This window comes from Pseudonocardia sediminis, assembly GCF_004217185.1.
In the GTDB taxonomy this organism is placed as follows: domain Bacteria; phylum Actinomycetota; class Actinomycetes; order Mycobacteriales; family Pseudonocardiaceae; genus Pseudonocardia; species Pseudonocardia sediminis.
The window spans coordinates 4,805,161-4,830,001 of the sequence record NZ_SHKL01000001.1 but is presented as its reverse complement, the minus strand read 5'-3'; the positions used below and the strand labels follow the sequence as shown (position 1 = coordinate 4,830,001).

Below are 24,841 nucleotides of genomic sequence, written 5' to 3'. Positions count from 1 at the left end.
GGTCGGAAAGTCATCGGTCAGGCCCGCCGGGCCCGCACCAGCCAGATCGCGGAGTCGAACAGCACGCCGCGGTCGGTCAGGTGCGCGGCCATGACGGCGTGCAGAGCCTCGACGGCGCGGGCCCGGGCGTCGTCGTCGAGGCCGTCGACCATCCCGCCGAACTGGCCCAGGATGAACCGCGTCGCGTCGTCGGCGTCCGGGCCGACGTACATCGGTTCGCGCACCCCGGTCAGCTCGACGTCGGCGAACCCGGCCCTGCCGAGCAGGTCCCGGACGTGCCCGGGCTCGTCGAGCGCGAGCGGCCCGGGTGCCCCGGACGGCGGGGGTGCGAGATCGCGCCCGGCCGAGAGGGCGGCGAAGTAGCTGCGCAGCCACTCCTGCTGCGCCAGCGGCTGCCAGGTCATCAGCACCAGTCGTCCGTCCGGGCGCAGCGCGCGGGCGATGTTGGCGAACGCGGCGGCGGGGTCGCCGAAGAACATCGCACCGGTCCGGCTGATCGCGACGTCGAACGAGTCCGGAGCGAACGGGTACGTCTGCGCGTCGGCCTGGCGGAACGTCGCGTTCGCCACGCCCTCCTGCTCGGCGAGGCGGCGGGCGACGTCGAGCATCCGCGACGACAGGTCCACCCCGAGCGCCGACCCGCCGGTCGCCGCGCGGGCCGCGTCGCGGGTGGTCTGCCCGGCGCCGCAGCCGATGTCGAGCACCGTGTCGGCCGGCCGGACGGCGGTGGCGGCGACGAAGTGCGGCCGGTACGCGGCGACGCCCTCGTCGTAGCGCGTCGCGTGCTCGGCCCAGTACGCGCCGCCGTCACCGTCCCAGCTCCGCAGTTGATCCCTGTTGGACGGGGCGATCGCATCGGTCATGCGAGCAGTCTGGACCCCGTCACTCTGCCCTGATCGAGTGGTCACGGCCGGTGAGAAGTGACAGTAGGTGATGAATCACTGCGCTGATCGGGCTACCGTGAGTCGTGCCCGAGTTCGTGACGCCGGCCTTCGCCGGCCTGCTCCTGCGGTCCGTGCCGCAGGTCGTGCGCCGGGACGCGCACGTCGCCATGGGTGCCCTCGCGCCCTGGGGGTTCGTCTCGCCCCAGCTCGTCCAGGACACCAACGGCGGCGTCGCCGACCACGAGCTGCACGTCGACGGGGAACTGGTCCAGATCCCGTACCGGGTCTCGTTCCCCTGGCCGTCGACGCCGTTCGCGGCGCGCCTGCACCCGCGCCGCAAGGCCGTGCTGTCGGCGTGGATGACCCGCAGCGACCGGGCCGGGACGCGGCAGCGCGCGCTGCGCGAGCTGGTGACCTGCCGGGAGCCGTGGATCGTGCCGTTCGTGGTGCAGCTGTGCGGTGAGTACGTGCACGAGATCGGCGCCGACGTGGCGCGCTTCGTCACCGTCGAGCTGCCGCGGCACACCGAGCTGCGCAACGCGTTCGCGCGGTTCGTCCGGGACAACCCGCGCTACCTCGCGACGACCCGGCACCGGGCCGTCGGCTTCCGGGACCTCGACCACCGCTGGACGTTCCGCGACGATCTCGACCGGCCGTATCCGCAGATCGCCGCCCTCGACGCGCTGGCCGTGCTCGCCTATGGCGGCGGGCACGCCTACCCGGGGGAGCCGCCGGCCCGTCGCCCGGAGTACTCCTCCGGCGTCGCGGGCGCCTGACGCCCGGTCCCGGCGCGCAGCTCCGACCGCACGACGGGGTGGGCGCCGGTTCGGCGCGCCACCGGCCGGGTAGAAGATCCACATGGGAAGCAGGATCACGACGGCTCTGGACGGCGCGCTCGCGCGGGGGCGGATCAACGCGCCGGCGGTGCTCCTGGCCGCGCTCGCGGCCGGGGTCGCCTGGCTGCTGGCGAGCTCGCTGCTGCACCAGCCGCAGACGTTCTTCGCCCCGATCGCGGCGATCGTGGTGCTGCTCGGTGGCGTCGGGGCGCGGGCGGGACGGGCGCTGCACGTCGTGCTCGGCGTCTCGGTGGGCGTCGTGGTCGGCGAGCTGGTGGCGCTGCTCGACTGGCCGGACCCGCTGAAGGTGCTGGTCGCGGCCGGTGTCGCGATGCTGGTGATGTCGCTGCTCTACACCGACGCGCTGCCGCTGATCCAGAGCGGCGTCGGGGCCGTGCTGGTGATCGTCATGCACCAGCCGGCGACGGCGGTCGGACGGCTGTCGGCGGCACTGCTCGGCGCGGCGGTGGCGCTGGTGTTCACCCTCGTGCTGTTCACCCCCAGCCCCTCGCGGCTGCTCGCCGACGCGATCGGCCGGGTCCTCGACGCGTGCGCGGCCGCGCTGCGAGCCGGTGCGGAGTCGCTGCGCGCACCCGAGGACGGCGGCCGCGACCACGACGGCGAGGCGGAGCGCACGGCCGTCGACGCGCTGTCCACGCTCGACTCCACCCGGGGCTCCGCGCGGTACCTCGGCCGCTGGTCGGTCCGGGGACGCCGCGAGACCGCGCGGCGCGAGGAGATGGACGCGCTCGCCGCCCGGCTGGTCACCTTCGCCGTCGACGTCACCGCGTTGAGCCGCGCTGCGAGCACCGGCCGTCTCGAACTCGGGGCCGCCGAGGTCCTGGACGGGCTCGCCGACGCCGTCACGCACTTCTCGTCCGATCCGCGTTCGCCGGACCGGGCCCGCGCCACCCGCAACGCGACCGACGGCGTGCTCGCCACCGACGCCACGGCCCGCTGCGGAGCGGGTGCCGACCAGATGCTCCTGGTGGCCGACGGGCTGCGCGCTCTCACCGGCGGCCGGGACCGCGTCGGCCGTCGCTAGCGGGGTCGTGCGCGGACAGCGTCGTCAGGGCGGTGGTGTCCGCGCACCGGTGTACTCGTCGCGCAGGGTGCGTTTGTAGAGCTTGCCGTTGTCGGCGCGGGGGAGTCGGTCGCGGAACTCGATCCGGCGGGGGCACTTCTGCCGGCTCAGGCGTTCGGTGCACCAGGCGAGGATCTCCGCCCCCGAGTCCGGCCCGACCGTCGCGCCCTCGACCGGTTCGACGACGGCGATCAGCACTTCGCCGAGGTCGTCGTCCGGGATCCCGAACGCGGCCACGTCGGAGACGAGCGGGTGTCCGATGAGGACGTTCTCGGCCTCCTGCGGGTAGATGTTCACCCCGCCGCTGATCACTGTGAAGGACTTGCGGTCGGACAGGTACAGGTAGCCGTCGCCGTCGAGACGCCCGATGTCGCCGAGGGTGCTCCAGCCGTTCGGGCCGTAGGCGCCGGCGGTCTTGGCGTCGTCACCGTGGTAGCGGAACGCCACGCCGCCGGAGAAGTAGACCGCGCCGGTCTCCCCGGTCGGGAGCTCCTCGCCGCTCGCCTCGTCGACGATGTGCACCGCACCCGAGACCGGTCGTCCGACCGAGCCCGGGTGGTCGAGCCACTGCTGCGAGTCGAGCAGCGTCATGCCCGCGCCCTCGGTGCCCGCGTAGTACTCGACGATCACCGGGCCCCACCAGTCGATCATCTCCCGCTTGACCGACGGCGGGCACGGCGCGGCCCCGTGTGCGGCCGTGACCAGCGACGACAGGTCGTAGCGCTCCTTGTCCGGCACGCGCAGCATCCGGACGAAGTGGGTCGGGACGAACAGCCCGTGCGTGGCCCGGTGGCGCTGCATCGACTCCAGGCACTGCTCGGCGTCGAACCGTCCGGAGATCAGGACGGTGCCGCCGAGGCGGTGCACGCCGAACCCGTAGCCCAGCGGCGCGGAGTGGTAGAGCGGCGCCGGGTTCATCAGCACCGTGTCCCGGTCGAAGCCCATGCCGAGCATCAGCGGGCGGATCAGGAACACCGATCCGGGCTCGCCGTCGGTCAGCGGGCGGGCGACGCCCTTCGGCGTCCCGGTGGTTCCCGAGGTGTAGAGCATCTTCTCGCCCTCCCCCTCGTGCGGGAGCGGGCCGGTGCCGGCACTCGCGAGCACCTCGTAGTCCTCGTGGCCGGGCCGCGGGCCACCGACCGCGATCCGGTGTGTCACACGGTCCACACCGGACTCCAGCGCGTCGGCCAGCTCCGGCAGCGAGGAGTCGACGAGCAGCGCGCGGGCCCCGCAGTCGTTCACCACGAACCGCGCCTCGTCGGGCGCGAGGTGGGTGTTGACCGCGGTGTAGTAGAGCCCGATCCGGTGCGCGGCCCAGCAGAACTCGTAGAACTCGATCCGGTTCGCCACCGCCAGCGCGACGTGGTCACCCGGGCGCAGGCCCCAGCCCCACAGCACGTGTGCGAGCGCCCGGGACCGCTCCTCGAGCCGGCCGTAGGTCAGCGTGGAGCCGTCCCGGACGTCGATCACCGCGGGATGGTCGGGCCGTTCCCGCGCGTGGGTCGTGGGGTACTCGACCACCGGCGTCGTCCTACTTGTTCCGCGACGCCTGGTCGGCGAACAGCGACGGCGGCAGCCCGTCGGCCTGCGGGCGGACGTTGCTCTCCATCTGCGACGCGAGGTCGTCGAACGACCACGGGCCGTCGCTCGTCGCCTCCCCGATCACCGTCGGGTTCTGGTAGACGCCGATCGTGAAGCCCATCGAGCCCAGCACCCGGCCGGAGAGCCAGTCCGAGCGCTCGCTGGCGATGTAGAGGACGAGCTCGGCGATGTTGTCCGGGCTGCGGCTCGGGTCGTCGTCGGCCGGGCGGTCCTGGATCGCTCGCTTGGACGGGTCCACGGTCGCGACCAGGCGCGTCGCGGCGGCGGGCGCGATCGCGTTAGCGGTGACGCCGTAGCGCGCCAGGCCCTGGGCCAGCGAGTACGTCAGGCCGACGATGCCCATCTTCGCCGCGGCGTAGTTGGCCTGGCCGGGCGAGCCCTCCAGCCCGGAGTGCGAGCCGAAGTTGATGATGCGGAAGTGGCCGTCGGGGTTGCGCTGGGCGCGGAAGTGCGCGGCCGCGGCGCGGCTGAGGACGAAGTGCCCGCGCAGGTGCACGCGGATCACGGTGTCCCACTCCTCGTCGGACATGTTGAAGATCATCCGGTCGCGGAGCACCCCGGCCGAGTTGACCAGGATGTCCAGGCCGCCGAACTCGGACACGGCCTTCTCCACCAGGGCGGCGCCGGTCGCGGAGTCGGCGACGTCGCTCCCGTCGGCGACGGCGCGCCCACCGGCGTCGCGGATCTCCTTCGCCAGCGTCTCGGCGGCCGAGGCGTCGCTGCCGCTGCCGTCGGGCGCGCCGCCCAGGTCGTTGACGACGACCGCCGCGCCCTCGGCGGCCAGGCGTCGCGACACCGACGCCCCGATGCCGCGCGCCCCACCGGTGACGATGGCGGTCTTCCCGTCGAGCAGTCCCACAGTCGTGCAGTCCTTCCGATCGTCCCCGGCGAGGGTTCAGGCCAGGGTGAGGGTGCCGCGGTCCAGCACGACGGCGTCGCCGCTGCTGGTGCGGAAGTAGGCGGTGCCGTCCTCGAGCCAGATCGCGACGGTCAGCTCGTCGCCGGGCAGGACGGGCTTGGTGAACCGGGCGTCCATCCCCAGCAGGCGGGCGGTGTCGCCGTCGCAGACGGTGTGCAGCAGGGCGCGGGCGGTGAAGCCGTAGGTGCACATGCCGTGCAGGATCGGGCGGTCGAAGCCGCCGCGGGCGGCGAACGCCGGGTCGGTGTGCAGCGGGTTGCGGTCCCCGGTGAGGCGGTAGAGCAGCGCCTGCTCCGGGCGGGTCCGGTAGGTGACCTCGTGGTCGGGGGCCCGGTCCGGGATCGGCGACGGCGTCGACTCCCCGCGGGGCCCGCCGAAGCCGCCCTCGCCGGAGATGAACACGGTCTGCGCGGTGGTGACCAGCGGCGCACCGGTCTCGGTGTCGACGGCCCGGGCCTCGGTGCGCACCAGCGCGCCCTTGCCCTTGTCGAACACGTCGGTGACGGTCGCGGTGACCCGGGCACGCCCCTCGACCGGGATCGGGCGGTGCACCAGGAACGACTGCTCGGCGTGCACGAGCTTGGCCTTGTCGTAGTCGCCGAGGTCGGGGCGCGCGCCCCGGGTGATGATGTTGGCGTAGGTCGGGAGCACCGCCGTCTTCACGCCCTCGGTGTTCTCCGTGGTAAGCGCCAGCTCGGCGGTCGGGTCCTCCTGACCGGCGCCGACCGACAGGGCGTAGAGCAGCACGTCGTCGCGGCCCCACGCGTAGCTCACCGGTTCGCTCTGCGTTCCGACCAGGTCGGGGGCCAGGGCCATCTCGATCTCCTTCGACCATCGTCGGCGTTGCCGGGAACCTATCCCGAGAGAAGCGATGCGCGCAGCAACGAGAGCGTGGCAGTGTGATCGACGTGGACGAGCTGGTCTTCGCACGCGAGTTCGAGCGGGTCGCGCGGTGGGCGGGCGACCGCACCGCGCTGACCGACCTCGGCACCGGGTTGCGCCGCACGTTCGCCGGGCACCGCGACGCCGTCGCGCGGCTGTCCGGGGCACTGCGCGACCGCCTGGACCTGACGCCCGGCGACCGCTACTCCGCGCTGCTCGACAACCGCGCCGTCTACGCCGAGCTCTGGCACGCCGGGCTGTGCGGGGCGGGTGTGTTCACCAGTCTCAACGCCCGGATCAACCGCGACGAGCTGCGCCACACCCTGCGCGACGCGGGCTCGTCGGTGCTGTTCACCTCGGCGCCGTTCGCGGAGATGGTCGACGAGGTGCGGGCCGACCTGCCGTCGCTGCGCTCCGTGGTCCTGGTGGGCGAGGGCGACGTGCCGCACGACCTCACCCTCGACGCGCTGCTCGACGGCGCCGAGGAGCGGATGCCCGAACCGCCCCGCGAGGACGACCCGGCGATGCTGCTCTACACCGGCGGCACGACCGGCCTGCCCCGCGGCGTCGTCCTCGACCAGCGCGCGGTGATGCTCAACCGGCACCGCTCGGTCGAGGTGATGGCCCCGACCCGGGACTGGACGTTCCTGCAGGTCGTGCCCATGTACCACGTCGCCGCCCTGATGCCGCTGGTCAAGGTGCACCTGGCCGGGGCGGGGGTGGTCGTGCAGCCGCGCTGGGACCCGGGCGCCGCCCTGGAGGTGATCGAGCGCGAGGAGATCGGCGCGCTGTCGATCGTCCCGACGATGGCGGTGCAGATGCTCGAGCACCCCGACTTCGCCCCGGAGCGCGTGGCATCGCTGCGCTTCCTCGGCTACGGCACCGCGCCGATGCCGCTGGGGCTGCTGAACCGGCTGATCGACGTCCTTCCGCGGGAGTGCCGGATCAACCAGTCCTACGGCATGACCGAGTCCTGCGGGACCGTCACGATGCTCGACGACGACGACCACCGCCACGGCGACCCGTCGCTGCTCAGCTCGGCCGGGCGGGCGTTGTCCGGGGTGGAGCTGAGCATCCGTGACGGGCTCGGGGACACACTGCCGGAGGGGGAGACCGGGGAGATCTGGCTGCGCTGCGGGAGCGTCCTGCGCGAGTACCGGGGCCAGCCGGAGGCGACGGCCGCGGTCCTCGACGGGGGCTGGTACCACTCCGGCGACGTCGGGCGGCTCGACGACCGCGGCTACCTGTGGGTCGTCGACCGGGTGAAGGACATGATCGTCTCCGGCGGCGAGAACGTGTACTCGGTCGAGGTGGAGAACGCGATCTCGACGCTCCCGGGGGTGGCGCGGGTCGCCGTCCTCGGCGTCCCGCACGAGCTGTGGGGCGAGGCCGTGCACGCCGTCGTCCAGCTCTCGGAGGGCTCGGCACTGACCGAGGACGACGTCCTCGCCCACGCCGCCGGGCGCCTGGCGCGCTACAAGATGCCCCGCAGCGTGGAACTGCGGCGTGAGGAGCTGCCGGTGTCGCCGGCCGGGAAGGTGCTCAAGCGGCAGCTGCGGGTCGAGTTCGACCGCGGCTAATCGAGAGAGGGCATTCATTCGGACCGGCTCGAACGATAGAGTCGCACGATGAATCAAGGCTGCTAGCATTCTGCAACATGCGCACGCTCTACCTGCGGAACGTTCCCGACGACGTCGTCGACCGACTGGAGCGTCTGGCAGCCCGGGAGGGATCCTCCGTGGGCGCCGTCGCGGTTCGAGAACTTGCCGAGGTCAGCCGGCGAGCCGATAATCCGGCGCTTCTCGGTGCCCTCCCCGACCTGGGGGTGAGCATGGCGTCCATCATCGAGGACCTCGACGCGGACCGGGGCGAACGGTGATCGTGGTCGATGCTTCCCTGGCTCTCTCCGCGTTGCTGTCCGACGGCCCGGCTCGTCGCGTACTGGCGACGGAACGACTTCATGCCCCGCATCTCGTCGACCACGAGGTCGCTAGTGGCTTACGCCGTAAGTCCCTGGCCGGGCAGATCGAGGACAGTTCCGCGGTGGCCGCTCTGAGAACCTGGCAGCGTATGGGCATCAACCGTTACCCGGGCTTTCCTCTGCTCGAACGAGTCTGGGAGCTTCGGCAGAACGTGTCCGCGTACGACGCTTCGTATGTCGCGTTGGCGGAGTTGCTCGACTGTGCGCTCGTCACGGGGGATGCGCGACTCGCGCGGGCACCAGGCATCAGGTGCGTCACCACCGTTGTACCGGGATGACCGGCCGCACGGGCCGATGACCTGGACTGAGACACTGACACCTGCGGGCGATCCGGTCCGCGTTCTTCTCGGATCAGCGGAAAGACGTGAGGCGTGTGACGGCGACACCGGAGGCGGTCGAGCTCGCGAAGGTGGCGGTGGCCGCGGCGGCCGACAAGAAGGCCGTGGACGTCGTCGTGCTCGACGTGTCCGAGCAGCTGGTGATCACCGACTGCTTCGTGCTCGCCTCGGCGCCCAACGAGCGCCAGGTGCAGTCGATCGTCGACGAGATCGAGGAGAAGCTGCGCGAGCACGGCGCCAAGCCGACGCGGCGCGAGGGCGCCCGCGAGGGACGCTGGGTGCTGCTCGACTTCACCGACGTCGTGGTGCACGTGCAGCACACCGAGGAGCGCAGCTTCTACGGCCTGGACCGGCTGTGGAAGGACTGCCCGCGGATCGACTTCCCCGAGGCCGCGCTCACCGCGTCGGCCGACGGACCCTCGCACCCCCTGCCGGAGGGGGACGGGTGACCCTGCGCAGGCTGCTGCTCCTGCGTCACGGACAGACCGAGTACAACCTCGCCGGACGGCTGCAGGGCCACCTCGACACCAAGCTCACCGAGCGGGGCCAGGAGCAGGCCGCGGCCGCCGCGAAGCGCCTCGGCGAGGACGCGTTCGACCGGATCATCTCCTCGGACCTGTCCCGCGCCCACGAGACGGCGCTGGCCGTCGCCGAGGTGGCCGGGATGCCGGTGACGGTCGACCCCCGCCTGCGCGAGACGCACCTGGGGGACTGGCAGGGCGCCTCCGTCGACGAGGTCGAGACCGACGACCCGGGCGCCATCGCCGCCTGGCGCGCGGACCCGACGTGGGCCCCGCCCGGCGGGGAGTCCCGCGTGCACGTGGTGGCCCGGTCGATGCCGGTCGTCGACGAGCTCGACGCCGAGTTCGCCGACGACCCGGACGAGCGCAACGTGCTGCTCGTGGCGCACGGCGGGCTGATCGCCGGGCTGGTGTGCGGGCTGCTGGACCTGCCGCAGTCGGCGTGGCCGGTGATCGGCGGGATGGGCAACACCAAGTGGGCCGTCGTCGCGCGACGCGACGACCACCCCCGCTGGCGGTTGTCCGGGTACAACATCGGGGTCTGAGAGCGTGCGGAACGACATGAGCACCGAGGGGCCGCTCCTCCTCGTGCTGGGGGACTCGCTCGCCTACCACGGCCCGGACCGGCCCGAACCCGCCGACGAACCGCGGCTGTGGCCCAACGTCGCCGCCGCGGCCCTCGGCGGCCGCGCCGAGCTCGTCGCGCGCAGCGGGTGGACGGCCCGGCACGCCTGGCAGGCGCTCGCCGACGACCCGCGGATCTGGGCGCTGCTCCCGCGGATCGACGCGCTGGTCCTCGGCACCGGCGGGATGGACTCGCTGCCCTCCCCGTTGCCGACCTCGGTGCGTGAGCTGCTCCCCGCCCTGCGCCCCGAGCCGCTGCGACGCGCCGTGCGCGGCGGCTACCTGCGCGCACAGCCCCGGCTGTCGCGGGCGTTCGCCGCGACCCTGCCCGGCGGTGGACCGGCCACCCTGCCGGCTCGCCTGACGGCCGCCTACCTGGAACGGTGCCGCGCCGCGGTGCACTCCCTGCGGCCCGGCCTGCCGGTGCTGACGTTGCTGCCCTCGGTGCACCGGGCCGGCGCCTACGGCGGCGTCCACCCGCATCGTGCGGCCGCCGAGCGCGCGACGAGGGAGTGGGCGACGGCGCACGGTGTCGGCCTGCTCGACGTCGCCGCGCTGGTCGCCGACCATGTCCTCGGCGGGCACGGCAACGTCGACGGGATGCACTGGGGCTGGGACGGTCACCGCCGCGTCGGGGAGGCCCTGGGTGCGGCGCTGGCGCCGATGCTGACGGTCTCGCGGTGACGCTGCTGGGCATCGACCTGGGCACCACGTCGGTGAAGGCCGCCGTGTACCGCGACGACGGCACGCGCGTGGCCGGTGCCGCGCGGGGGCACACCACCCGCCGTCCGGCGCCGGGGTGGGCGGAGCAGGACCCGTCGGACTGGTGGGGCGGGCTGTGCGGCGTCGTCGCCGAGCTCGACGCCGCCGGCGCGCTCGGTGGCCTGGACGGGATCGGGGTGTGCAGCCAGGTCAACACCCACGTCGTCACCGACGCCGGCGGTGCCGCGCTGCACCCCGCGATCACCTGGCAGGACCGGCGCTGCGCGGACGTCGCCGCGGGTCTGACCGCACGTCTCGACGACGCCACGCGGGCTGCCGTCCGCGGCGGGCTGGGCACCGTCGACCCCACGCACCCCGCGGCCCGCGCGGCCTGGCTCGCGGCGCACGCGCCCGGGGTGTGGGAACGGTCGCGCTGGGTGCTGGCGCCGAAGGATCAGCTGCTGCTGCGGCTGACCGGCGTCGCGGTCGCCGACCCGATCTCCTCGATCGGGCTGGTCGACGCCGGTGGCACCTATCCGGCCTGGCTCGACGCCGTCGTGCCGGGCCTGACCGGTCGTCTCGCGCCGCTCGGGGACCCCGCCGCGCTCGTCGGGGAGACGACCGGGGCGGGCGGGCTCCCGCCGGGCGTGCCGGTCGCGCACGGGACGATGGACGCCTGGTCGAGTCTGCTCGGCGGCGGGATCGCCGCTCCCGGCGACGCGATCGACGTGGCCGGGACCTCCGAGGTGCTGGCGATGGCGGCCGGGCCCGGTGGCGGTGCGCCCGGGATCGTCACGTTCCCGACGTGGCGGGGCCTGCACGTGCACGCCGGTCCGACGCAGGCCGGTGGCGACGCCCTGGCCTGGGCGTCGCGGATGCTCGGGCTCGACCTCCCTTCCGCCCTCACCACCGCGGCCGGCGCCGGACCCGGCTGCGGCGGCGTGCTGTTCCTGCCCCAGCTCTCCGGCGAGCGCGCCCCGCTGTGGGACCCGCACCTGCGGGCGCACTGGCTCGGCGCCACGTTCGACACCGGCCCCGCCGAGCTCGCCCGGGCCGGGATGGAGGGCGTCGCGCACGCCGCGCGGCACGTCCTCGAGGTACTGGAACAGGCCGCGGGGACGACGGCCGGGTCGCTCGCCGTCTGCGGCGGCGGGTCGGCCAGCGATCTCTGGTGCCAGATCAAGGCCGACGTCCTGGACCGCCCGCTGCGCCGCACCGCCGAACGCGACGCCGGTGTCCTGGGCGCCGCGGTGCTGGCCGGGCTGGCGGTCGGCGGCGGTTCCCTCGCCGACCTGACCGACCGCATGGTCGCGGTCGAGCGGGAGTTCACCCCCGACCCGTCGACGCGGGGTGTGTACGACGACGCCCACGGGCGCTACCGCGGCGCACAACGAGACCTCGCGGCGATGTTCGTGCCGTAATGTCCGGCGCCGTGCTCCCCTCCACCACCTCGCCGGACACCGATACGCCGGTGGCGGTGGTGACCGACTCGACCTCCGACCTGCCGCCCGGCGTCGCCGGGAACCGGGGGATCCACACCGTCCCGCTCGAGGTGCGCGTCGGCGACCGGATCGGCCGCGACGGGATCGACGTCGGCCCGGCCGAGCTCGTCGCGGCCCTGGCCGACCGCAACCTCGAGGTCCAGACGTCGCGGCCCAGCCCGGCCGCGTTCGCCCACACCTACCGCGAGCTGCTCGACGGCGGCGCCCGGGAGATCGTCTCGGTGCACCTGTCCCGCGAGCTGTCGGGTACCTGGGACGCCGCCGTCCTGGCCGCGGAGGAGGTCGACCCGGCGCGGGTGCGGGTCGTCGACTCGCGCGCGGTCGCGATGGGCCTGGGCTACGCCGTGCTCGCCGCCTGCGACGCCGCGCGCGCCGGGCTGCCCGGGGCGGCCGTCGAGGACGCCGCGGCCGGGGTCGCCGCGCGGTGCCGGGTGCTGTTCAGCGTGGAGAACCTGGAACGTCTGCGCCGAGGTGGCCGGATCGGGGCGGCCGCGGCTCTGTTCGGGACGGCGCTCTCGGTCAAGCCGCTGCTGCACCTGACCGAGGGCCGGATCACCGCACTGGAGAAGGTCCGCACGACCGGACGCGCCGTGCAGCGTCTGGTGGACCTGGCCGTCGAGGCGGCGGGGGAGGGAGCCCAGCTCGCGGTGCACCACCTCGGCGCCCCGGAGCGGGCCGAGGACCTCGCCGACCGCCTGCGCGAACGCCTTCCCGGAGCGGCCCGCCTGCTGGTCAGCGAGGTGGGCGCGGTGATCGGCGCGCACGCCGGGCCGGGGATGCTCGGCGTGGTCGTGGTGCCGCGGGAGGCGAACGATCCTGGCACCGCGTGAGCTACTGCCTGGTCCAGACGCAGTCTCCGGACAGATCCAGGAACTCCCCATCTTTCGCTGTGACCGAGCCCTGGCCCTTGTTGATGATTCCGTTCGCAATGATCGAGTCGAATTCGCCGGAGTCGTCCTTGTTCCGTGACCAGGTGCACGCGTCGATGATGTTGGTCCCCTGAGCACCACTCGTCTTGTACCGGCCGGCCGGTATGTCTTTGCCGACGAGATAGGAACCCTCGGTGAGGTTGTTGACATCGATGGCAGCCGCGGCCGGCTTCTCGACGGCCGGAGCCGTATACGTCGGCGCCGCTGCGGAGTAGGTCGGAGCGGACGCCTGTGATCGGCTGGCGCTGTCGGCCGCCGACGAGAACAGCGCGACCCACGCGAAGCACAACATGAGCCCGACCGCCGAGAGCACCACCCCGGCGATCGCCACCCCCTTATTGTCGGCCTCCCCCTTCTGTGCCCGAGTAACCCCGATGAGACCGAGCACAAGGCCGATGATCACCATCGGCCACGCGATCACACCAATGATCGGTAGCAGCGCAAAGATCGCCCCGAGGAGCCCCAGTACCAGCGACGCGGTTCCGAGACCGTTGTTCATCTGACGGGGAGCCGGCTGCTGCGGGTACCCCCACTGTTGCGGAGGGTAGTGCTGAGTCATGTCCGTCTCCAGGCGGTCGCTCCGACGATGATCGCTACATCGAGGTCGCCGATCCCGGCGTTACGGACATCGGTGCACGGTTATCCCCAACCTGTCGGGAGCATCCACAGATCTGAATCAGCGGGGCGAGTTGACCTCCGGCGGACCTAGCGTCCGATGGGTGTCCAGGACAGACGGGTGGGACCCGGCTCGGCGTCTGGCCGCGCTCGCCGCGCGGCCGCCGTCGCGCCCGTCGCGTGACGCCCGCCGGGATCCGGACACCGTTCCGCTGCCGATCCCCGGGCCCGGCGACCCGGCCGACGACGGTGAACAGGCCTCGTCCGTCGGGTGGGCCGGCCGGTCGACGGGCGCACCGAGGACCGTCGACCGGCCCGACCACCGAGACCACACCGCGCCCGGTGTTCCGTCCGCGCGGCCGACCGACCGTCCGTGGCCCGGACTCGCCTCGTGGAGCGACGTCGGTACCCGTGTGCCGGCTCCACGGAGCCGCTCCGGTGCCGGGACCGGGTCCGGTGGCGGGGCCGGGTCCGGTGGCGGGACCGGGATCGTCGGCGCGACCGGACGAGGCCGCACCCGGCATCTCGGACGCGCGGACCCGTGGACGGTCGAGCCCCGTCCCGACGGACCCGTGTCCGTGCCGGACGAACCCCCGCCGCGGGACGCGTTCACGGACGGCGGGACCGGTTGGGACGTCGACGACGAGGACGACCGTGGCCCGGCCGGCTCCGACGAGTCCGATCGGGCGGGCAGGGCCGGTCCGGCGGTCAGCGGTCGGGTGCGCCGGACGTTGCAGCGCTGGCTGCCCGCCTCCCTCGCGGACTCCCTGGTCGACCCGGGACGTCCGGGTGCGATCGCACTGGTCCTGGTCGTCGTGGCGGCCGCGGTGCTGGCCGGGTTCGGGGTGTGGTCGAGCCGTCCGCAGGCGCAGCCGATCGGGGACCTGCCCGCCGTCTCCGTCGGGCCCGGCTCGCCCGCATCGGGAGCGGCTCCCACGCCGGCGCCGGCGGCGCAGGCGGGACCGCTCGTGGTCAGCGTCGTCGGGAAGGTGGCGAAACCGGGGCTGGTGCGGGTGCCCGACGGATCGCGCGTCGCGGACGCGGTGGACGCGGCCGGTGGCGCACTGCCCGGCGTGGACCTGTCGGTGCTCAACCTCGCGCGTCGACTCGGTGACGGGGAGCAGGTCGCGATCGGGGTGAAGCCTGCTCCCGACGCGCAGTCCGGCGGTGGTGCTCCGGGAGGTGCCGCCGGCGGGGACGCCGCTCCCGGCGCAGCCTCGGGTGGCGGGGCCTCCGGTGGCGGGTCGTCGAGCGGCGGGGCGTCGGGCGGGGCGGCTGCGGGCGGGGCGGCTGCGAGTGGGGCGGCCGGGCCGAAGATCGACCTGAACCAGGCCACCGCCGAGCAGCTCGACGCACTGCCCGGCGTCGGTCCGGTGACGGCCAAGAAGATCCTCGACTGGCGCACGCAGAACGGGCGGTTCAGCCGCGTCGAGCAGCTGCGCGAGGTCGACGGCATCGGAGAACGCAAGTTCGCGCAGCTCCGCGAGGCGGTGACCGTATGAGCAGCGGGCGCCGCGGTCCCGATGCCGTCCTGGACGACACGGAGGCCGCCCCCGGGGCCCGGCCGGACCTGCGCCTCGTCCCGGCTGCGCTGGCGACGTGGGCCGCGCAGCTGGCCGGACTGCTCGGCGGACCGGCCGGAGGCATCGCCGCGGCCCTGCTCTCCGCGGTCGCCGTGCTGGTGGGACTGATCCGTTCCCGCCTCACCGGCCGTCCCACCCCGTCGAGGTACGGGCTCCTGGCCGCGGGCGGTTGCGCGTTCGCCGCCGCCGTCCTGATCACCGTGCACGCGACCGGGTTGCAGGCGAACCCGGTCCGCGCCGCGGCCGAACGCGGGGCTGCCGCCGAGGTCCGGGTCGTACTGACCGACGACCCGCGCCCGCTGCGCCAGGCCGGGTTCGGGGCCGAGCCCGGTGCGTCCCGGGTACTGGTGCCGGCCGAGCTGGTCTCGGCGACCGCGGGGGATGGGCGGTGGTCGCTCTCCGGTGACGTCCTGCTGCTCACCCCGGCCGAGGGATGGGACCGTCTCCTGCCCGGGCAGGAGGTCTCCGCGCAGGGGCTGCTCGCGCCGGCCCAGCGGTCCGACCTGACGGTGGCGGTCCTGCGGGTGCGCGGCTCCCCGGAGGCGGTCGCCCCGGCGCCGTGGTGGCAGACCGCCGCCGGGACGCTGCGCGACGGCCTGCGCGACGCGGCCGCGCGGGCACTGCCGACGGCCCCGGCCGGCCTGCTCCCGGGCCTCGCGGTGGGCGACGTCCGCAACCAGACCCCGGAGGTCGAGCAGGACTTCCGGACCGCAGGGCTGACCCACCTGACCGCCGTGTCCGGGTCGAATCTCGCGATCGTCGCCGGGGCGGTGCTGCTCCTGCTGCGGCTGTTCCGGGCCGACCCACGGATCGCCGCCGTCCTGGCGGCGCTGGCGATCGTCGGGTTCGTGATCCTGGCGCGGCCGTCACCGTCGGTGCTCCGAGCCGCCGTCATGGGCGGGGTGGTGCTGCTGGCGCTGGCTCTCGGCCGGGCCCGTTCCGCCGTGCCGGCGCTGTCGGCGGCCGTGCTGGTGCTGCTGCTCGTCGACCCCGCGCTCGCCCTCGACGCCGGGTTCGGGCTCTCCGTGCTGGCCACCGGTGCGCTGGTGCTGCTCGCACCGGTCTGGGCGGCGCGGCTGCGCGGACGGGGTGTACCGCCGGGTGCGGCGGAGGCGTTGGTCGTCCCGGCCGCGGCGGCGCTGGCGACGGCGCCGTTGATCGCCGGCCTGAGCGGGCAGGTCAGTCTCGTCTCGGTCGTGGCGAACCTGCTGGTCGTCCCGGCCGTCGCCCCGGCGACGGTGCTCGGCGTGCTGGGTGCGGTCGTCTCGCCGCTCAGCCCGGACGCGGCGCAGGCGTGCGCGTGGCTGGCCGGGCCCGCCGTGCGGTGGCTGGTGTTCGTCGCCGACCACGCGGCCGCCGTCCCGGGTGGCGCGCTGCCGTGGCCGGACGGGCTCGGTGGTGCGCTGCTGCTCACCGGGGTGCTGCTGGTCCTGCTCGCGCTGGGCCGGCGACCGCGGATCCGCGCGTTGCTGCTGGCGGTCCTGCTCGGCCTGCTGCTGGTGCTGGTCCCGACCCGGGTGGTCCCACCGGGGTGGCCACCGGCCGGGTGGAGCGCGGTCGCGTGCGACGTCGGTCAGGGCGACGCGCTGGTGCTCGCCACCGGGACGCCGGGCTGGGTCGTGATGGTCGACACCGGGCCGCAGGACGGTGCCACCGACGCTTGCCTGGACCGCCTCGGCGTGCAGGGGATCGCGCTGCTCGTGCTCAGCCACCTGCACGCCGACCACATCGGCGGCATCAACGGCGCCCTGCGCGACCGTCCGACCTCCGCCGTCGCCGTCGGGCCGGTCCGCGAGCCCCGCTGGGGCCTGCAGAAGGTGGCTGCAGCGGCGGCCACCGCCGGTGCGCCGCTGGTCGGGCTCGCGGCCGGGCGGTCACTGACCTGGCCGGCGCTGCGGATCGACGTACTCGGCCCGCTGCACCCCTCGGAGTACGTCGACCCCGACGACGGCACCGCGGTCAACGACGGCTCGCTGGTGCTGCGCGCGCAGACCCCGGCCGGGAGCGTGCTGCTCACCGGCGACGTGGAGCTGGAGTCGCAGGGCGACCTGCTGAACGCCGGCGTCCCGCTGCAGGCCGACGTTCTCAAGATGCCGCACCACGGCAGCCGCTACAGCTCCGTGCCGTTCCTCAACGCCGTGCGCCCGCGCGCTGCGCTGGTCAGCGTCGGTGCCGGCAACACCTACCGGCATCCGAACCCCGGGATGATGGACGCCCTGACCGGCGCCGGGGTCGTCGTCGCCCGCACCGACCAGTCCGGCGACGTCGCCGTCACCGCCGCGGAGGACTCCGACGGCGACGGCCGCCCGGAGATGGCCCTCGTCGCCCGCGGCGACCCGCAGCCCGCTCCCCGCCGGTCCGGTGGCAGATGACCGCCACCGGACGCGGGAGCGCCCGGCCGGAACGGGTCCGGCCGGGCGCTCCCGTGAGTCGTGCTCGGCGTGGCTCAGGCCAGGTGGGCCAGGGCCTCGCGGACGGCCTTGCTGGTCGACGGCACGGTCGCGGTCGGGCCGACCTCGCCGGACACGGCGTCGAGCGTCTTGAGTCCGTCACCGGTGATCAGCAGGACGGTCTCGGCGTCGGGGTCGATCTTCCCGGCCTCGATCAGCTTCTTCGCGGTCGCGACGGTGACCCCGCCCGCGGTCTCGGCGAACACGCCCTCGGTCTGCGCGAGCAGGCGGATGCCCTCGACCACCTCGGCGTCGGTCACGTGCCCGACCGAACCCCCGGTGCGGCGCACCGAGTCCAGCACGTACGGGCCGTCGGCCGGGTTGCCGATGGCCAGCGAGCGGGCGATCGTGTCCGGCTTGACCGGCTGGATCACGTCGTGACCGGCCTCGAACGCGGTCGCGACCGGCGAGCAGCCCGTGGCCTGTGCACCGAACACGGTGTAGGGGGTCGGCTCGACGAGCCCGAGCTTGCCGAACTCCTGGAAGCCCTTGTCGACCTTGGTCAGCTGCGACCCGGACGCCACCGGCACCACGATCTGCTGCGGCAGGCGCCAGCCGAGCTGCTCGGCGACCTCGTAGCCCAGCGTCTTGGAGCCCTCGGCGTAGTAGGGGCGGACGTTGACGTTGACGAACGCCCACTCCTCGTGCTCGGCCGCGAGCTCGGTGGCGAGGCGGTTGACGTCGTCGTAGTTGCCGTCGACGGCGAGCAGCGTGCCGCCGTACACGGCGGTCGTCGTGATCTTGGCCTGCTCCAGCGAGGACGGGATCAGCACGACCGAATCCCACCCGGCGCGGGCCGCGGCGGCGGCGACGGCGTTGGCCAGGTTCCCGGTCGAGGGGCAGCACAGGACCGTGAAGCCCAGCTCACGGGCAGCGGCCAGGGCGACGGCGACGACGCGGTCCTTGAACGAGTGCGTCGGGTTGCCGGTGTCGTCCTTGACCCAGAGCTTGCGCACGCCCAGCGCGGCGGCGAGCCGGTCGGCCTGGATCAGTCGGGTCAGGCCGGGCTCGGTGTTCGGGTGCTCGGCGACCGTGGTGGGCACCGGCAGCAGGTCCTTGTAGCGCCAGATCGACTTCGGGCCGGCCTCGATGGAGGCGCGGGTGACGTTCGGGAAGTCGTAGGCCACCTCGAGCGGGCCGAAACATCGCGGGCACGCGAACTCGGCGGCGAGGGGGACTTCGTGGCCGCATTCGCGGCAGCTGAGAGCACGAGCGGGGCCCAGGTCGTAGCTGGTGGCCGTCTCGTGGGCAGCAGTGAGTGTCACGTGATCTCCTCATCTGTCCCGCACTGTGCGGGCCGGAGTTGGCACCGTGTTCGTCGACGTCCGGTCACGTGGAGACGTGATCGGGCGGATCGTCGTGCGACGTCGGTTGCCGGGGCTTCAACGGGCCGTTCCCTCTGCCCCTCTGGATGAGCCATATGCAGTTGTGACCACCCGTGATCACACGGAGGCAGCTTGACACTACGACACCGCCGACGACGTTTTCCAGTCGAGAACACCGAACGGGATCCGGGTCACCCGATGTCGGTGTGGTGGGCCACCATGGTCACGTGAGCCCCGCGGCACGTGACGACGGCCCTCCCGCGCAGCTCCAGCTCGTCGTCGGCGAGGAGGAGCTGCTGGCCGAACGCGCCGTCGAGGACATCGTGCGGCGGTGCCGGACGCAGGACCCGGACGTCGAGCTGCGGCGGATCCGCACCTCCGACATCGCCCCGGGCGAGCTGGCCGGCCTGCTCAGCCCGTCGCTGTTCGCCGAGGCGCGGGTGATCGTGCTGATGGCCGCGCACGAGGCGAACAAGGACCTCACCGCGGCCATCGCCGCCTATGCGAAGGACCCCGCGCCGGGGATCGTGCTGGTCGCCCAGCACGCGGGCGGTGCGCGTGGCAAGGCCGTGGTCGACCTGATGCGCAAGGCCGGGGCGGAGACGACCGACTGCGCCCGGATCACCCGCCCCGAGCAGCGGGCGGACTTCGTGCGCGCGGAGGTGCGGAGGCACGGCGGCAGCATCACCCCGGACGCGGTCCCGGTGCTGGTCGAGGCCGTGGGGTCGGACCTGCGCGAGCTCGCCGCCGCGGCCGGTCAGCTGGTGGCCGACACCGGCGGACGGGTCGACGAGCACGGCGTGCGGCAGTACTACCGCGGGCGCGCCGAGTCGACCGGCTTCGCCGTCGCCGACGCCACGATCGCGGGGGACCGCCCGGGCGCGCTGGAGGCCCTGCGCTGGGCACTCGTGATCGGCACCCCGCACGTGCTGATCGCCGACGCCCTGGCCGACGCGGTCCGCACGCTGGCCAAGGTCGGCTCGGCCGGTCGCGGGGACCCGAACCGCCTCGCCGGGGAGCTGGGCATGCCGCCCTGGAAGATCCGCAAGGCCCAGGGCCAGGTCCGCGCCTGGCGTCCGGAGACCCTCGCGGTCGCCGTCGCCGCCACCGCGAGGGTCAACGCCGACGTGAAGGGCGCCTCCCCGGACCCCGCCTACGCCCTGGAACGCGCCGTCCTCGCCGTCCTGGACGCCCGCGCCACCCGCTGATCCGGGAGCTCGGCCCTCGCCTCCGGCGGACCGCCGGGTGCGCCTCGGTCGCGCATCCAGGATCGGCACCACGCCGTTCGCGCTCGGGCACCACGCCGCGCGCGCCCGTCATGCAGACGCGCGCCCGGCGTCGTCGAGCGATCGCGGCCGCGCCCGCGGAACGACGCGGAACGCGCAGTGGAAGACCCGGCGCGCGGCTGGGCAGGGGAACCGGCCGCATGTGCTGGGCAGGGGACCGTCCGCAGGTGGCGGCCCCGGAAACACGACGACGGCGCTGCCCCACGGGAGTGGGCAGCGCCGTCGTCGGGACGTGCGTGAGGGGTTACCTCAGGCGTCGACCTTGTTCAGCCGCTGGGCCATGGCCGACTTGCGGTTGGCGGCCTGGTTGCGGTGGATGACGCCCTTGCCGGCCGCCTTGTCCAGGGCCTTCGCGGCCTTGCGCTGCAGCTCCGGGGCGTTCTCGTCGCCCGAGGCGGCGGCCTCGCGGAAGCGGCGGATCGCGGTCTTGACCGACGACTTGACCGCCTTGTTGCGCTCGCGGCGCTTCTCGTTGGTCTTGACCCGCTTGATCTGGGACTTGATGTTGGCCACGCGTCTGCCTCTGGTCTTCCTGCCTGGTGAGTTCGGCTTTGCTCGAGTTCGTCGTCCGGCTCCGGCGAGGCCGAACGGACAACCGTTCCGGGCGAGCACGCCGAGCGCTCAGCGAGCAATGTTATCCCCCGCCACCGGGTCGTCTCGACCGGGGTGCGGCGGCACCGGGACGGAACCGTCGGGGGCCGTCCCTACGATCATCGCCATGACGGTGGTGTTCGTGCACGGCAACCCCGAGACCGCGGACGTCTGGGGTCCGCTCGTCGAACGTCTGGAGGGCCGCGACGTCGTCCTGCTCTCCCCACCCGGGTTCGGCGCGCCCGTCCCGGACGGCTTCTCCGCGACGATGGACGGCTACCGCGACTGGCTGGTCGCCGAGCTCGAGGAGCTGCGGGCGAGCAGCGGGGCGCCGGTGGACCTGGTCGGGCACGACTGGGGCGGCGGGCACGTCGTCAACGTCGCGATGGCCCGTCCGGACCTGCTGCGCAGCTGGGTCAGCGACATCGTCGGGGTGTTCGACGAGGACTACGTCTGGCACGACCTCGCGCAGGCCTGGCAGACCCCGGAGACCGGCGAGGCGGCGGTCGCGCAGATGGTCGGCGCGCCGGCGGCCGACGCGGCTGCGCGCCTGAGCAGCCGGGGCATGGAGGGCGGGGTGGCCGAGAAGGTCGCCGCCGGGATGAACGCCGCGATGGGGGAGTGCATCCTGACCCTCTACCGCTCGGCCGCGCAGCCCGCCGTCGCACGCCGCGGCGCGGAGCTGGAGAAGGCCGCCGCCCGGCCGGGCCTGTCGCTGCTGGCCACCGAGGACCACATGGTCGGCACCGACCCGCAGCGCCGCCGTGCGGCCGAGCGGGCAGGCGCCCGCACCGTGGTGCTGGAGGGCCTGGGCCACTGGTGGATGACCCAGGACCCGCAGCGTGGCGCGGACGTCCTCACCCGCTTCTGGGATGCGCTGTAGCGCTCAGAACACGCGGTAGGGCAGGAACTTCCCGTTGAGGGTGATCACGCAGCGGTCGCCCTTCGGGTCCTCGACGCGCTGGAGGTCCAGCTCGAAGTCGATCGCGGAGACGATGCCGTCGCCGAACTCCTCGCGGACCAGCTCGGAGATGGTGCCGCCGTAGACCTGCACCATCTCGGTGAGGCGGTAGACGAGCGGGTCGCTGGTGTCGACGGCGTCGGCGCCCCGCTGCGGGGGCAGGGTCAGGGCCTCCACGACGTCGGCGTCGAGGTCGAGCACGGACCCGGCGGACTCGGCCTGCTCCTGCGTGAGGGTCTGCTGCCCGAGCAGGGCCGAGGTCGTCCACTCGGTGGACTTCCCGACCGCTTCGGCGATCTTCTCCCAGCGCAGGCCGAGACGCTTCTTCGCCAGCAGGACGGTGCGGGCGGCCTGGGCGCGGTCGGGGGTCGGGAACGAGGCGACGGACACGGGAACCTCCGGAGGTGGACGCCGGCCGGGCCGGAACCGGGCCGGGCGCAAAGGGGTCGGGACGGGCTCGCGGCGACGCTGCCTCGACACCGACCGGCGGCACGTCCTCGACGTCCGGCCGGAGTCGTGGACCGATCGTGGCCCACCGGCGCGGACGCGACAACGGGAGCGGCCCGGCGACCTCCACACGGCCGGTGATCCCCGGTCCCACGGCTGACCCGGGCCCGTCCCGGCCGACGTGGGACGATGGGGTAGACCCCACGCGAATGGATTTCTGAGTGACGACGTACGCCGACCGCACGTTCACGCCGCCGGAGCGCATCCGGAACTTCTGCATCATCGCCCACATCGACCACGGCAAGTCGACGCTGGCCGACCGCATGTTGCAGGTGACCGGCGTGCTGGAGGCGCGCAACTACCGCGCTCAGTACCTCGACCGCATGGACATCGAGCGCGAGCGCGGCATCACGATCAAGGCGCAGAACGTCCGGCTGCCCTGGACGGTGAAGGACGAGAACGGCCGCGAGCAGGAGACCGTTCTGCACCTGATCGACACCCCCGGCCACGTCGACTTCACCTACGAGGTCTCGCGTGCGCTGGAGGCCTGCGAGGGCGCGATCCTGCTGGTCGACGCCGCGCAGGGGATCGAGGCGCAGACCCTGGCCAACCTCTACCTGGCCATGGAGAAGGACCTCACGATCATCCCGGTCCTGAACAAGATCGACCTGCCGGCCGCGGACCCGGACCGCTACGCGGCCGAGATCTCCCACATCATCGGGTGCGAGCCGACCGACGTCCTGCGCGTCAGCGCGAAGACCGGTGACGGCGTCGAGGCGCTGCTCGACGAGGTCGTCCGCCTGGTCCCGGCGCCGGTCGGCGACCCGGACGGCCCCGCTCGCGCGATGATCTTCGACTCGGTCTACGACACCTACCGCGGCGTCGTGACCTACGTCCGCGTCGTCGACGGCACCCTGAAGCCGCGCGAGCGGATCAAGATGATGTCCACCGGCGCGGTGCACGAGCTGCTCGAGATCGGCATCGTCTCCCCGGACCAGAAGCCCTCCGACGGCCTCGGCGTCGGCGAGGTGGGCTACCTGATCACCGGTGTGAAGGACGTCCGCCAGTCCAAGGTCGGCGACACGGTGACCTCGCAGCGCAACAGCGCCACGACGCCGCTCACCGGCTACCGCGAGCCCCGTCCGATGGTCTACTCCGGGCTGTTCCCGGTGGACGGCTCGCAGTACCCGGACCTGCGCGACGCGCTCGACAAGCTGCTGCTCAACGACGCCGCGCTCACCTACGAGCCGGAGACCTCGGCCGCGCTCGGGTTCGGCTTCCGCTGCGGCTTCCTGGGCCTGCTGCACATGGAGATCACCCGGGACCGCCTCGAGCGTGAGTACGACCTGGACCTGATCTCGACCGCGCCGAACGTCGTCTACCGGGTCGTCACCGACGACGGCAACGACCTGACCGTGACCAACCCGTCGGACTGGCCCGCGGGCAAGGTCGGCGAGGTCTACGAGCCGGTCGTCAAGATCACGATCTTGGCGCCGTCGGAGTTCGTCGGCACGATCATGGAGCTGTGCCAGAGCCGGCGCGGCGTGCTCGGCGGGATGGACTACCTGTCCGAGACCCGGGTCGAGCTGCGCTACACGATGCCGCTCGGTGAGATCATCTTCGACTTCTTCGACGCCCTGAAGTCGCGCACCCGCGGCTACGCCAGCCTCGACTACGAGGAGGCCGGCGACCAGGTGGCTGACCTGGTGAAGGTCGACATCCTGCTGCAGGGCGAGGCCGTGGACGCGTTCTCGGCGATCGTGCACAAGGACTTCGCCTACAACTACGGCACGACGATGGCCTCGAAGCTGCGTGAGCTGATCCCGCGTCAGAACTTCGAGGTGCCGATCCAGGCGGCGGTCGGTGCGCGGATCATCGCCCGGGAGACGATCCGGGCGATCCGCAAGGACGTGCTCGCCAAGTGCTACGGCGGCGACATCAGCCGGAAGCGCAAGCTGCTGGAGAAGCAGAAGGAGGGCAAGAAGCGGATGAAGACGATCGGGCGGGTCGACGTCCCGCAGGAGGCCTTCGTGGCCGCGCTGTCCACCGGTGGCGGACAGGCGAGCGAGAAGCCGAAGAAGTAGGGGAGGGGCGGGGGCCGGTCACGGCCGGTCCCCGCCGGGGTGTCAGCTGCGGTGCGAGCGCGGGCCGGGGATGCCCCCGCCGGGCACCGTGGAGACGTGCTCGGCCACCGGCCGGGTGCCGGTGCGCGGGCCGAGCATGCGCTGCACGCGGCCGCACACGGACTCGACGACGCCGCGGCCCTCGGCGGCGAGGTGCACCACCACCCGGCGTCGGTCCAGCGGGTCCGCGGACCGGTAGGCCAGCCGCAGGCTGACCAGGCGGTCGACGATCCGGGTGGCGGTCGGGGCGGGGAGCGCGGTGTGGCCGGCGATCTCGCCCATGCTGCGGCCGGTGCCGCGGGCGAGCATCAGCAGCACGCGCCAGCCGTCGCGGCTGACGTCCGCCGCGGCGGGGTTCGTGGACAGGGCGGTGGCCACAGCGTGGTCGACGCGATCCAGGAACTCGACGACACCTGCGGCTCCAGGCGCCGGCGCGGTCGAGACCGCACCCGGCGCCCGGCGACTGTAGGGCTCAGACACGATGACGGACTGTACTTGTCATCTGTCCGAAATCCGAAGGTGTCCTGCGGAAATCGTGCTGCAGCGCCGGACGGTCGTCACACTGCGCTGACGAACAGTGCGCCGACCAGCGATTTCGTGGACCGACACCGCCATCACGACTACATCACACCCCGATCTCGTAACGGATCAGTGCA

Annotated in this window: 24 protein-coding genes and 1 riboswitch; of the genes, 15 read left to right on the top strand and 9 right to left on the bottom strand. The window is 73.5% G+C overall.

Annotation, left to right across the window (positions count from 1 at the left end):
• Positions 1-17 precede the first annotated feature (17 nt).
• Positions 18-863, bottom strand: coding sequence for a class I SAM-dependent methyltransferase (locus EV383_RS22605; RefSeq protein ID WP_130291789.1), 846 nt, complete (start codon positions 861-863; stop codon positions 18-20).
• Between the two features lie 104 nt (positions 864-967).
• Here EV383_RS22605 and EV383_RS22600 point away from each other — a divergent pair, with 104 nt between their 5' ends.
• Together EV383_RS22600 and EV383_RS22595 are read left to right on the top strand one after the other, a co-directional pair.
• The gene (locus EV383_RS22600) at positions 968-1,660 is read left to right on the top strand and encodes a hypothetical protein (RefSeq protein WP_130291788.1); all 693 of its coding nucleotides are present in this window, start codon (positions 968-970) and stop codon (positions 1,658-1,660) included.
• 82 nt (positions 1,661-1,742) lie between these two features.
• Positions 1,743-2,765: an FUSC family protein gene (locus EV383_RS22595; protein WP_130291787.1), complete on the top strand. Its 1,023-nt coding sequence runs from the start codon at positions 1,743-1,745 to the stop codon at positions 2,763-2,765.
• 24 nt (positions 2,766-2,789) lie between these two features.
• Here the strand turns inward: EV383_RS22595 and EV383_RS22590 are convergent, their stop codons facing one another.
• The 3 genes from EV383_RS22590 to EV383_RS22580 are packed head-to-tail and all read right to left on the bottom strand — an operon-like array spanning position 2,790 to position 6,141.
• Positions 2,790-4,325 (bottom strand): AMP-binding protein, encoded by a 1,536-nt coding sequence (locus tag EV383_RS22590; RefSeq protein ID WP_130291786.1) that lies wholly within the window; start codon positions 4,323-4,325, stop codon positions 2,790-2,792.
• Positions 4,326-4,335: 10 nt separating this feature from the next.
• The gene (locus tag EV383_RS22585; RefSeq protein ID WP_130291785.1) at positions 4,336-5,265 is read right to left on the bottom strand and encodes an SDR family NAD(P)-dependent oxidoreductase; all 930 of its coding nucleotides are present in this window, start codon (positions 5,263-5,265) and stop codon (positions 4,336-4,338) included.
• Between the two features lie 36 nt (positions 5,266-5,301).
• A complete protein-coding gene (locus tag EV383_RS22580) occupies positions 5,302-6,141 on the bottom strand; it encodes a MaoC family dehydratase (protein WP_130291784.1) in 840 nt (279 codons plus the stop codon).
• A gap of 83 nt (positions 6,142-6,224) precedes the next feature.
• Between EV383_RS22580 and EV383_RS22575 the strand changes: the two genes are divergently transcribed.
• The 8 genes from EV383_RS22575 to EV383_RS22540 all read left to right on the top strand — a co-directional run bounded on the left by EV383_RS22575 (position 6,225) and on the right by EV383_RS22540 (position 12,705).
• On the top strand, positions 6,225-7,787 hold the full coding sequence (locus EV383_RS22575) for an AMP-binding protein (protein WP_130291783.1): 1,563 nt from the start codon (positions 6,225-6,227) through the stop codon (positions 7,785-7,787).
• 77 nt (positions 7,788-7,864) lie between these two features.
• A complete protein-coding gene (locus EV383_RS22570) occupies positions 7,865-8,086 on the top strand; it encodes an antitoxin (protein ID WP_130291782.1) in 222 nt (73 codons plus the stop codon).
• Complete coding sequence (locus EV383_RS33175) at positions 8,083-8,466, top strand: type II toxin-antitoxin system VapC family toxin (RefSeq protein ID WP_130291781.1); 384 nt, start codon at positions 8,083-8,085, stop codon at positions 8,464-8,466. The genes EV383_RS22570 and EV383_RS33175 overlap by 4 nt, the downstream gene beginning before the upstream one ends.
• Before the next feature lie 95 nt (positions 8,467-8,561).
• On the top strand, positions 8,562-8,975 hold the full coding sequence (rsfS, locus tag EV383_RS22560) for a ribosome silencing factor (RefSeq protein ID WP_130291780.1): 414 nt from the start codon (positions 8,562-8,564) through the stop codon (positions 8,973-8,975).
• Entirely contained in the window at positions 8,972-9,592 is a 621-nt protein-coding gene (locus tag EV383_RS22555; protein WP_130291779.1) for a histidine phosphatase family protein, read from the top strand. Before rsfS ends, EV383_RS22555 begins: the two co-directional genes overlap by 4 nt.
• A 16-nt stretch (positions 9,593-9,608) precedes the next feature.
• The gene (gene octT / locus EV383_RS22550) at positions 9,609-10,355 is read left to right on the top strand and encodes a diglucosylglycerate octanoyltransferase (protein ID WP_130291778.1); all 747 of its coding nucleotides are present in this window, start codon (positions 9,609-9,611) and stop codon (positions 10,353-10,355) included.
• Complete coding sequence (locus tag EV383_RS22545) at positions 10,352-11,794, top strand: xylulokinase (RefSeq protein WP_165438461.1); 1,443 nt, start codon at positions 10,352-10,354, stop codon at positions 11,792-11,794. Before octT ends, EV383_RS22545 begins: the two co-directional genes overlap by 4 nt.
• Before the next feature lie 11 nt (positions 11,795-11,805).
• The gene (locus EV383_RS22540; RefSeq protein ID WP_242623248.1) at positions 11,806-12,705 is read left to right on the top strand and encodes a DegV family protein; all 900 of its coding nucleotides are present in this window, start codon (positions 11,806-11,808) and stop codon (positions 12,703-12,705) included.
• A gap of 1 nt (position 12,706) precedes the next feature.
• Here the strand turns inward: EV383_RS22540 and EV383_RS22535 are convergent, their stop codons facing one another.
• Positions 12,707-13,363, bottom strand: a complete 657-nt coding sequence (locus EV383_RS22535) for a DUF4190 domain-containing protein (RefSeq protein ID WP_130291775.1) — start codon at positions 13,361-13,363, stop codon at positions 12,707-12,709.
• 634 nt (positions 13,364-13,997) lie between these two features.
• Here EV383_RS22535 and EV383_RS22530 point away from each other — a divergent pair.
• Together EV383_RS22530 and EV383_RS22525 are read left to right on the top strand one after the other, a co-directional pair.
• Complete coding sequence (locus EV383_RS22530; protein WP_341273743.1) at positions 13,998-14,921, top strand: ComEA family DNA-binding protein; 924 nt, start codon at positions 13,998-14,000, stop codon at positions 14,919-14,921.
• Entirely contained in the window at positions 14,918-17,374 is a 2,457-nt protein-coding gene (locus EV383_RS22525) for a DNA internalization-related competence protein ComEC/Rec2 (RefSeq protein WP_130291774.1), read from the top strand. Before EV383_RS22530 ends, EV383_RS22525 begins: the two co-directional genes overlap by 4 nt.
• A 74-nt stretch (positions 17,375-17,448) precedes the next feature.
• Here EV383_RS22525 and thrC read toward each other — a convergent pair whose 3' ends face one another.
• The gene (gene thrC, locus EV383_RS22520) at positions 17,449-18,717 is read right to left on the bottom strand and encodes a threonine synthase (protein ID WP_130291773.1); all 1,269 of its coding nucleotides are present in this window, start codon (positions 18,715-18,717) and stop codon (positions 17,449-17,451) included.
• Positions 18,718-18,723: 6 nt separating this feature from the next.
• A riboswitch (SAM riboswitch) is annotated at positions 18,724-18,870 on the bottom strand.
• A gap of 134 nt (positions 18,871-19,004) precedes the next feature.
• Between thrC and holA the strand changes: the two genes are divergently transcribed.
• Positions 19,005-19,985: a DNA polymerase III subunit delta gene (holA, locus tag EV383_RS22515; RefSeq protein ID WP_130291772.1), complete on the top strand. Its 981-nt coding sequence runs from the start codon at positions 19,005-19,007 to the stop codon at positions 19,983-19,985.
• A 327-nt stretch (positions 19,986-20,312) separates the two neighbouring features.
• On the opposite strand, the gene rpsT is transcribed toward holA, so the two are convergent.
• On the bottom strand, positions 20,313-20,576 hold the full coding sequence (gene rpsT, locus EV383_RS22510) for a 30S ribosomal protein S20 (protein WP_130291771.1): 264 nt from the start codon (positions 20,574-20,576) through the stop codon (positions 20,313-20,315).
• Between the two features lie 205 nt (positions 20,577-20,781).
• Between rpsT and EV383_RS22505 the strand changes: the two genes are divergently transcribed.
• A complete protein-coding gene (locus tag EV383_RS22505) occupies positions 20,782-21,537 on the top strand; it encodes an alpha/beta fold hydrolase (protein ID WP_130291770.1) in 756 nt (251 codons plus the stop codon).
• A gap of 3 nt (positions 21,538-21,540) precedes the next feature.
• Here the strand turns inward: EV383_RS22505 and cynS are convergent, their stop codons facing one another.
• A complete protein-coding gene (gene cynS, locus EV383_RS22500; RefSeq protein WP_130291769.1) occupies positions 21,541-22,005 on the bottom strand; it encodes a cyanase in 465 nt (154 codons plus the stop codon).
• 278 nt (positions 22,006-22,283) lie between these two features.
• Between cynS and lepA the strand changes: the two genes are divergently transcribed.
• Positions 22,284-24,146, top strand: coding sequence for a translation elongation factor 4 (lepA, locus tag EV383_RS22495; RefSeq protein WP_130291768.1), 1,863 nt, complete (start codon positions 22,284-22,286; stop codon positions 24,144-24,146).
• A gap of 42 nt (positions 24,147-24,188) precedes the next feature.
• Here the strand turns inward: lepA and EV383_RS31800 are convergent, their stop codons facing one another.
• Positions 24,189-24,665 carry a MarR family winged helix-turn-helix transcriptional regulator gene (locus EV383_RS31800; protein ID WP_207223624.1) on the bottom strand — a complete coding sequence of 159 codons (477 nt, stop codon included), beginning with the start codon at positions 24,663-24,665 and terminating at the stop codon, positions 24,189-24,191.
• Between the last annotated feature and the right edge of the window lie 176 nt (positions 24,666-24,841).

Coding starts and splice junctions, on each gene's coding strand:
- EV383_RS22605 (WP_130291789.1), bottom strand. CDS start 863: ATGACCGATGCGATCGCCCCGTCCAACAGGGATCAACTGCGGAGCTGG.
- EV383_RS22595 (WP_130291787.1), top strand. CDS start 1,743: ATGGGAAGCAGGATCACGACGGCTCTGGACGGCGCGCTCGCGCGGGGG.
- EV383_RS22580 (WP_130291784.1), bottom strand. CDS start 6,141: ATGGCCCTGGCCCCCGACCTGGTCGGAACGCAGAGCGAACCGGTGAGC.
- EV383_RS22570 (WP_130291782.1), top strand. CDS start 7,865: ATGCGCACGCTCTACCTGCGGAACGTTCCCGACGACGTCGTCGACCGA.
- octT (WP_130291778.1), top strand. CDS start 9,609: ATGAGCACCGAGGGGCCGCTCCTCCTCGTGCTGGGGGACTCGCTCGCC.
- EV383_RS22535 (WP_130291775.1), bottom strand. CDS start 13,363: ATGACTCAGCACTACCCTCCGCAACAGTGGGGGTACCCGCAGCAGCCG.
- EV383_RS22525 (WP_130291774.1), top strand. CDS start 14,918: ATGAGCAGCGGGCGCCGCGGTCCCGATGCCGTCCTGGACGACACGGAG.
- EV383_RS22505 (WP_130291770.1), top strand. CDS start 20,782: ATGACGGTGGTGTTCGTGCACGGCAACCCCGAGACCGCGGACGTCTGG.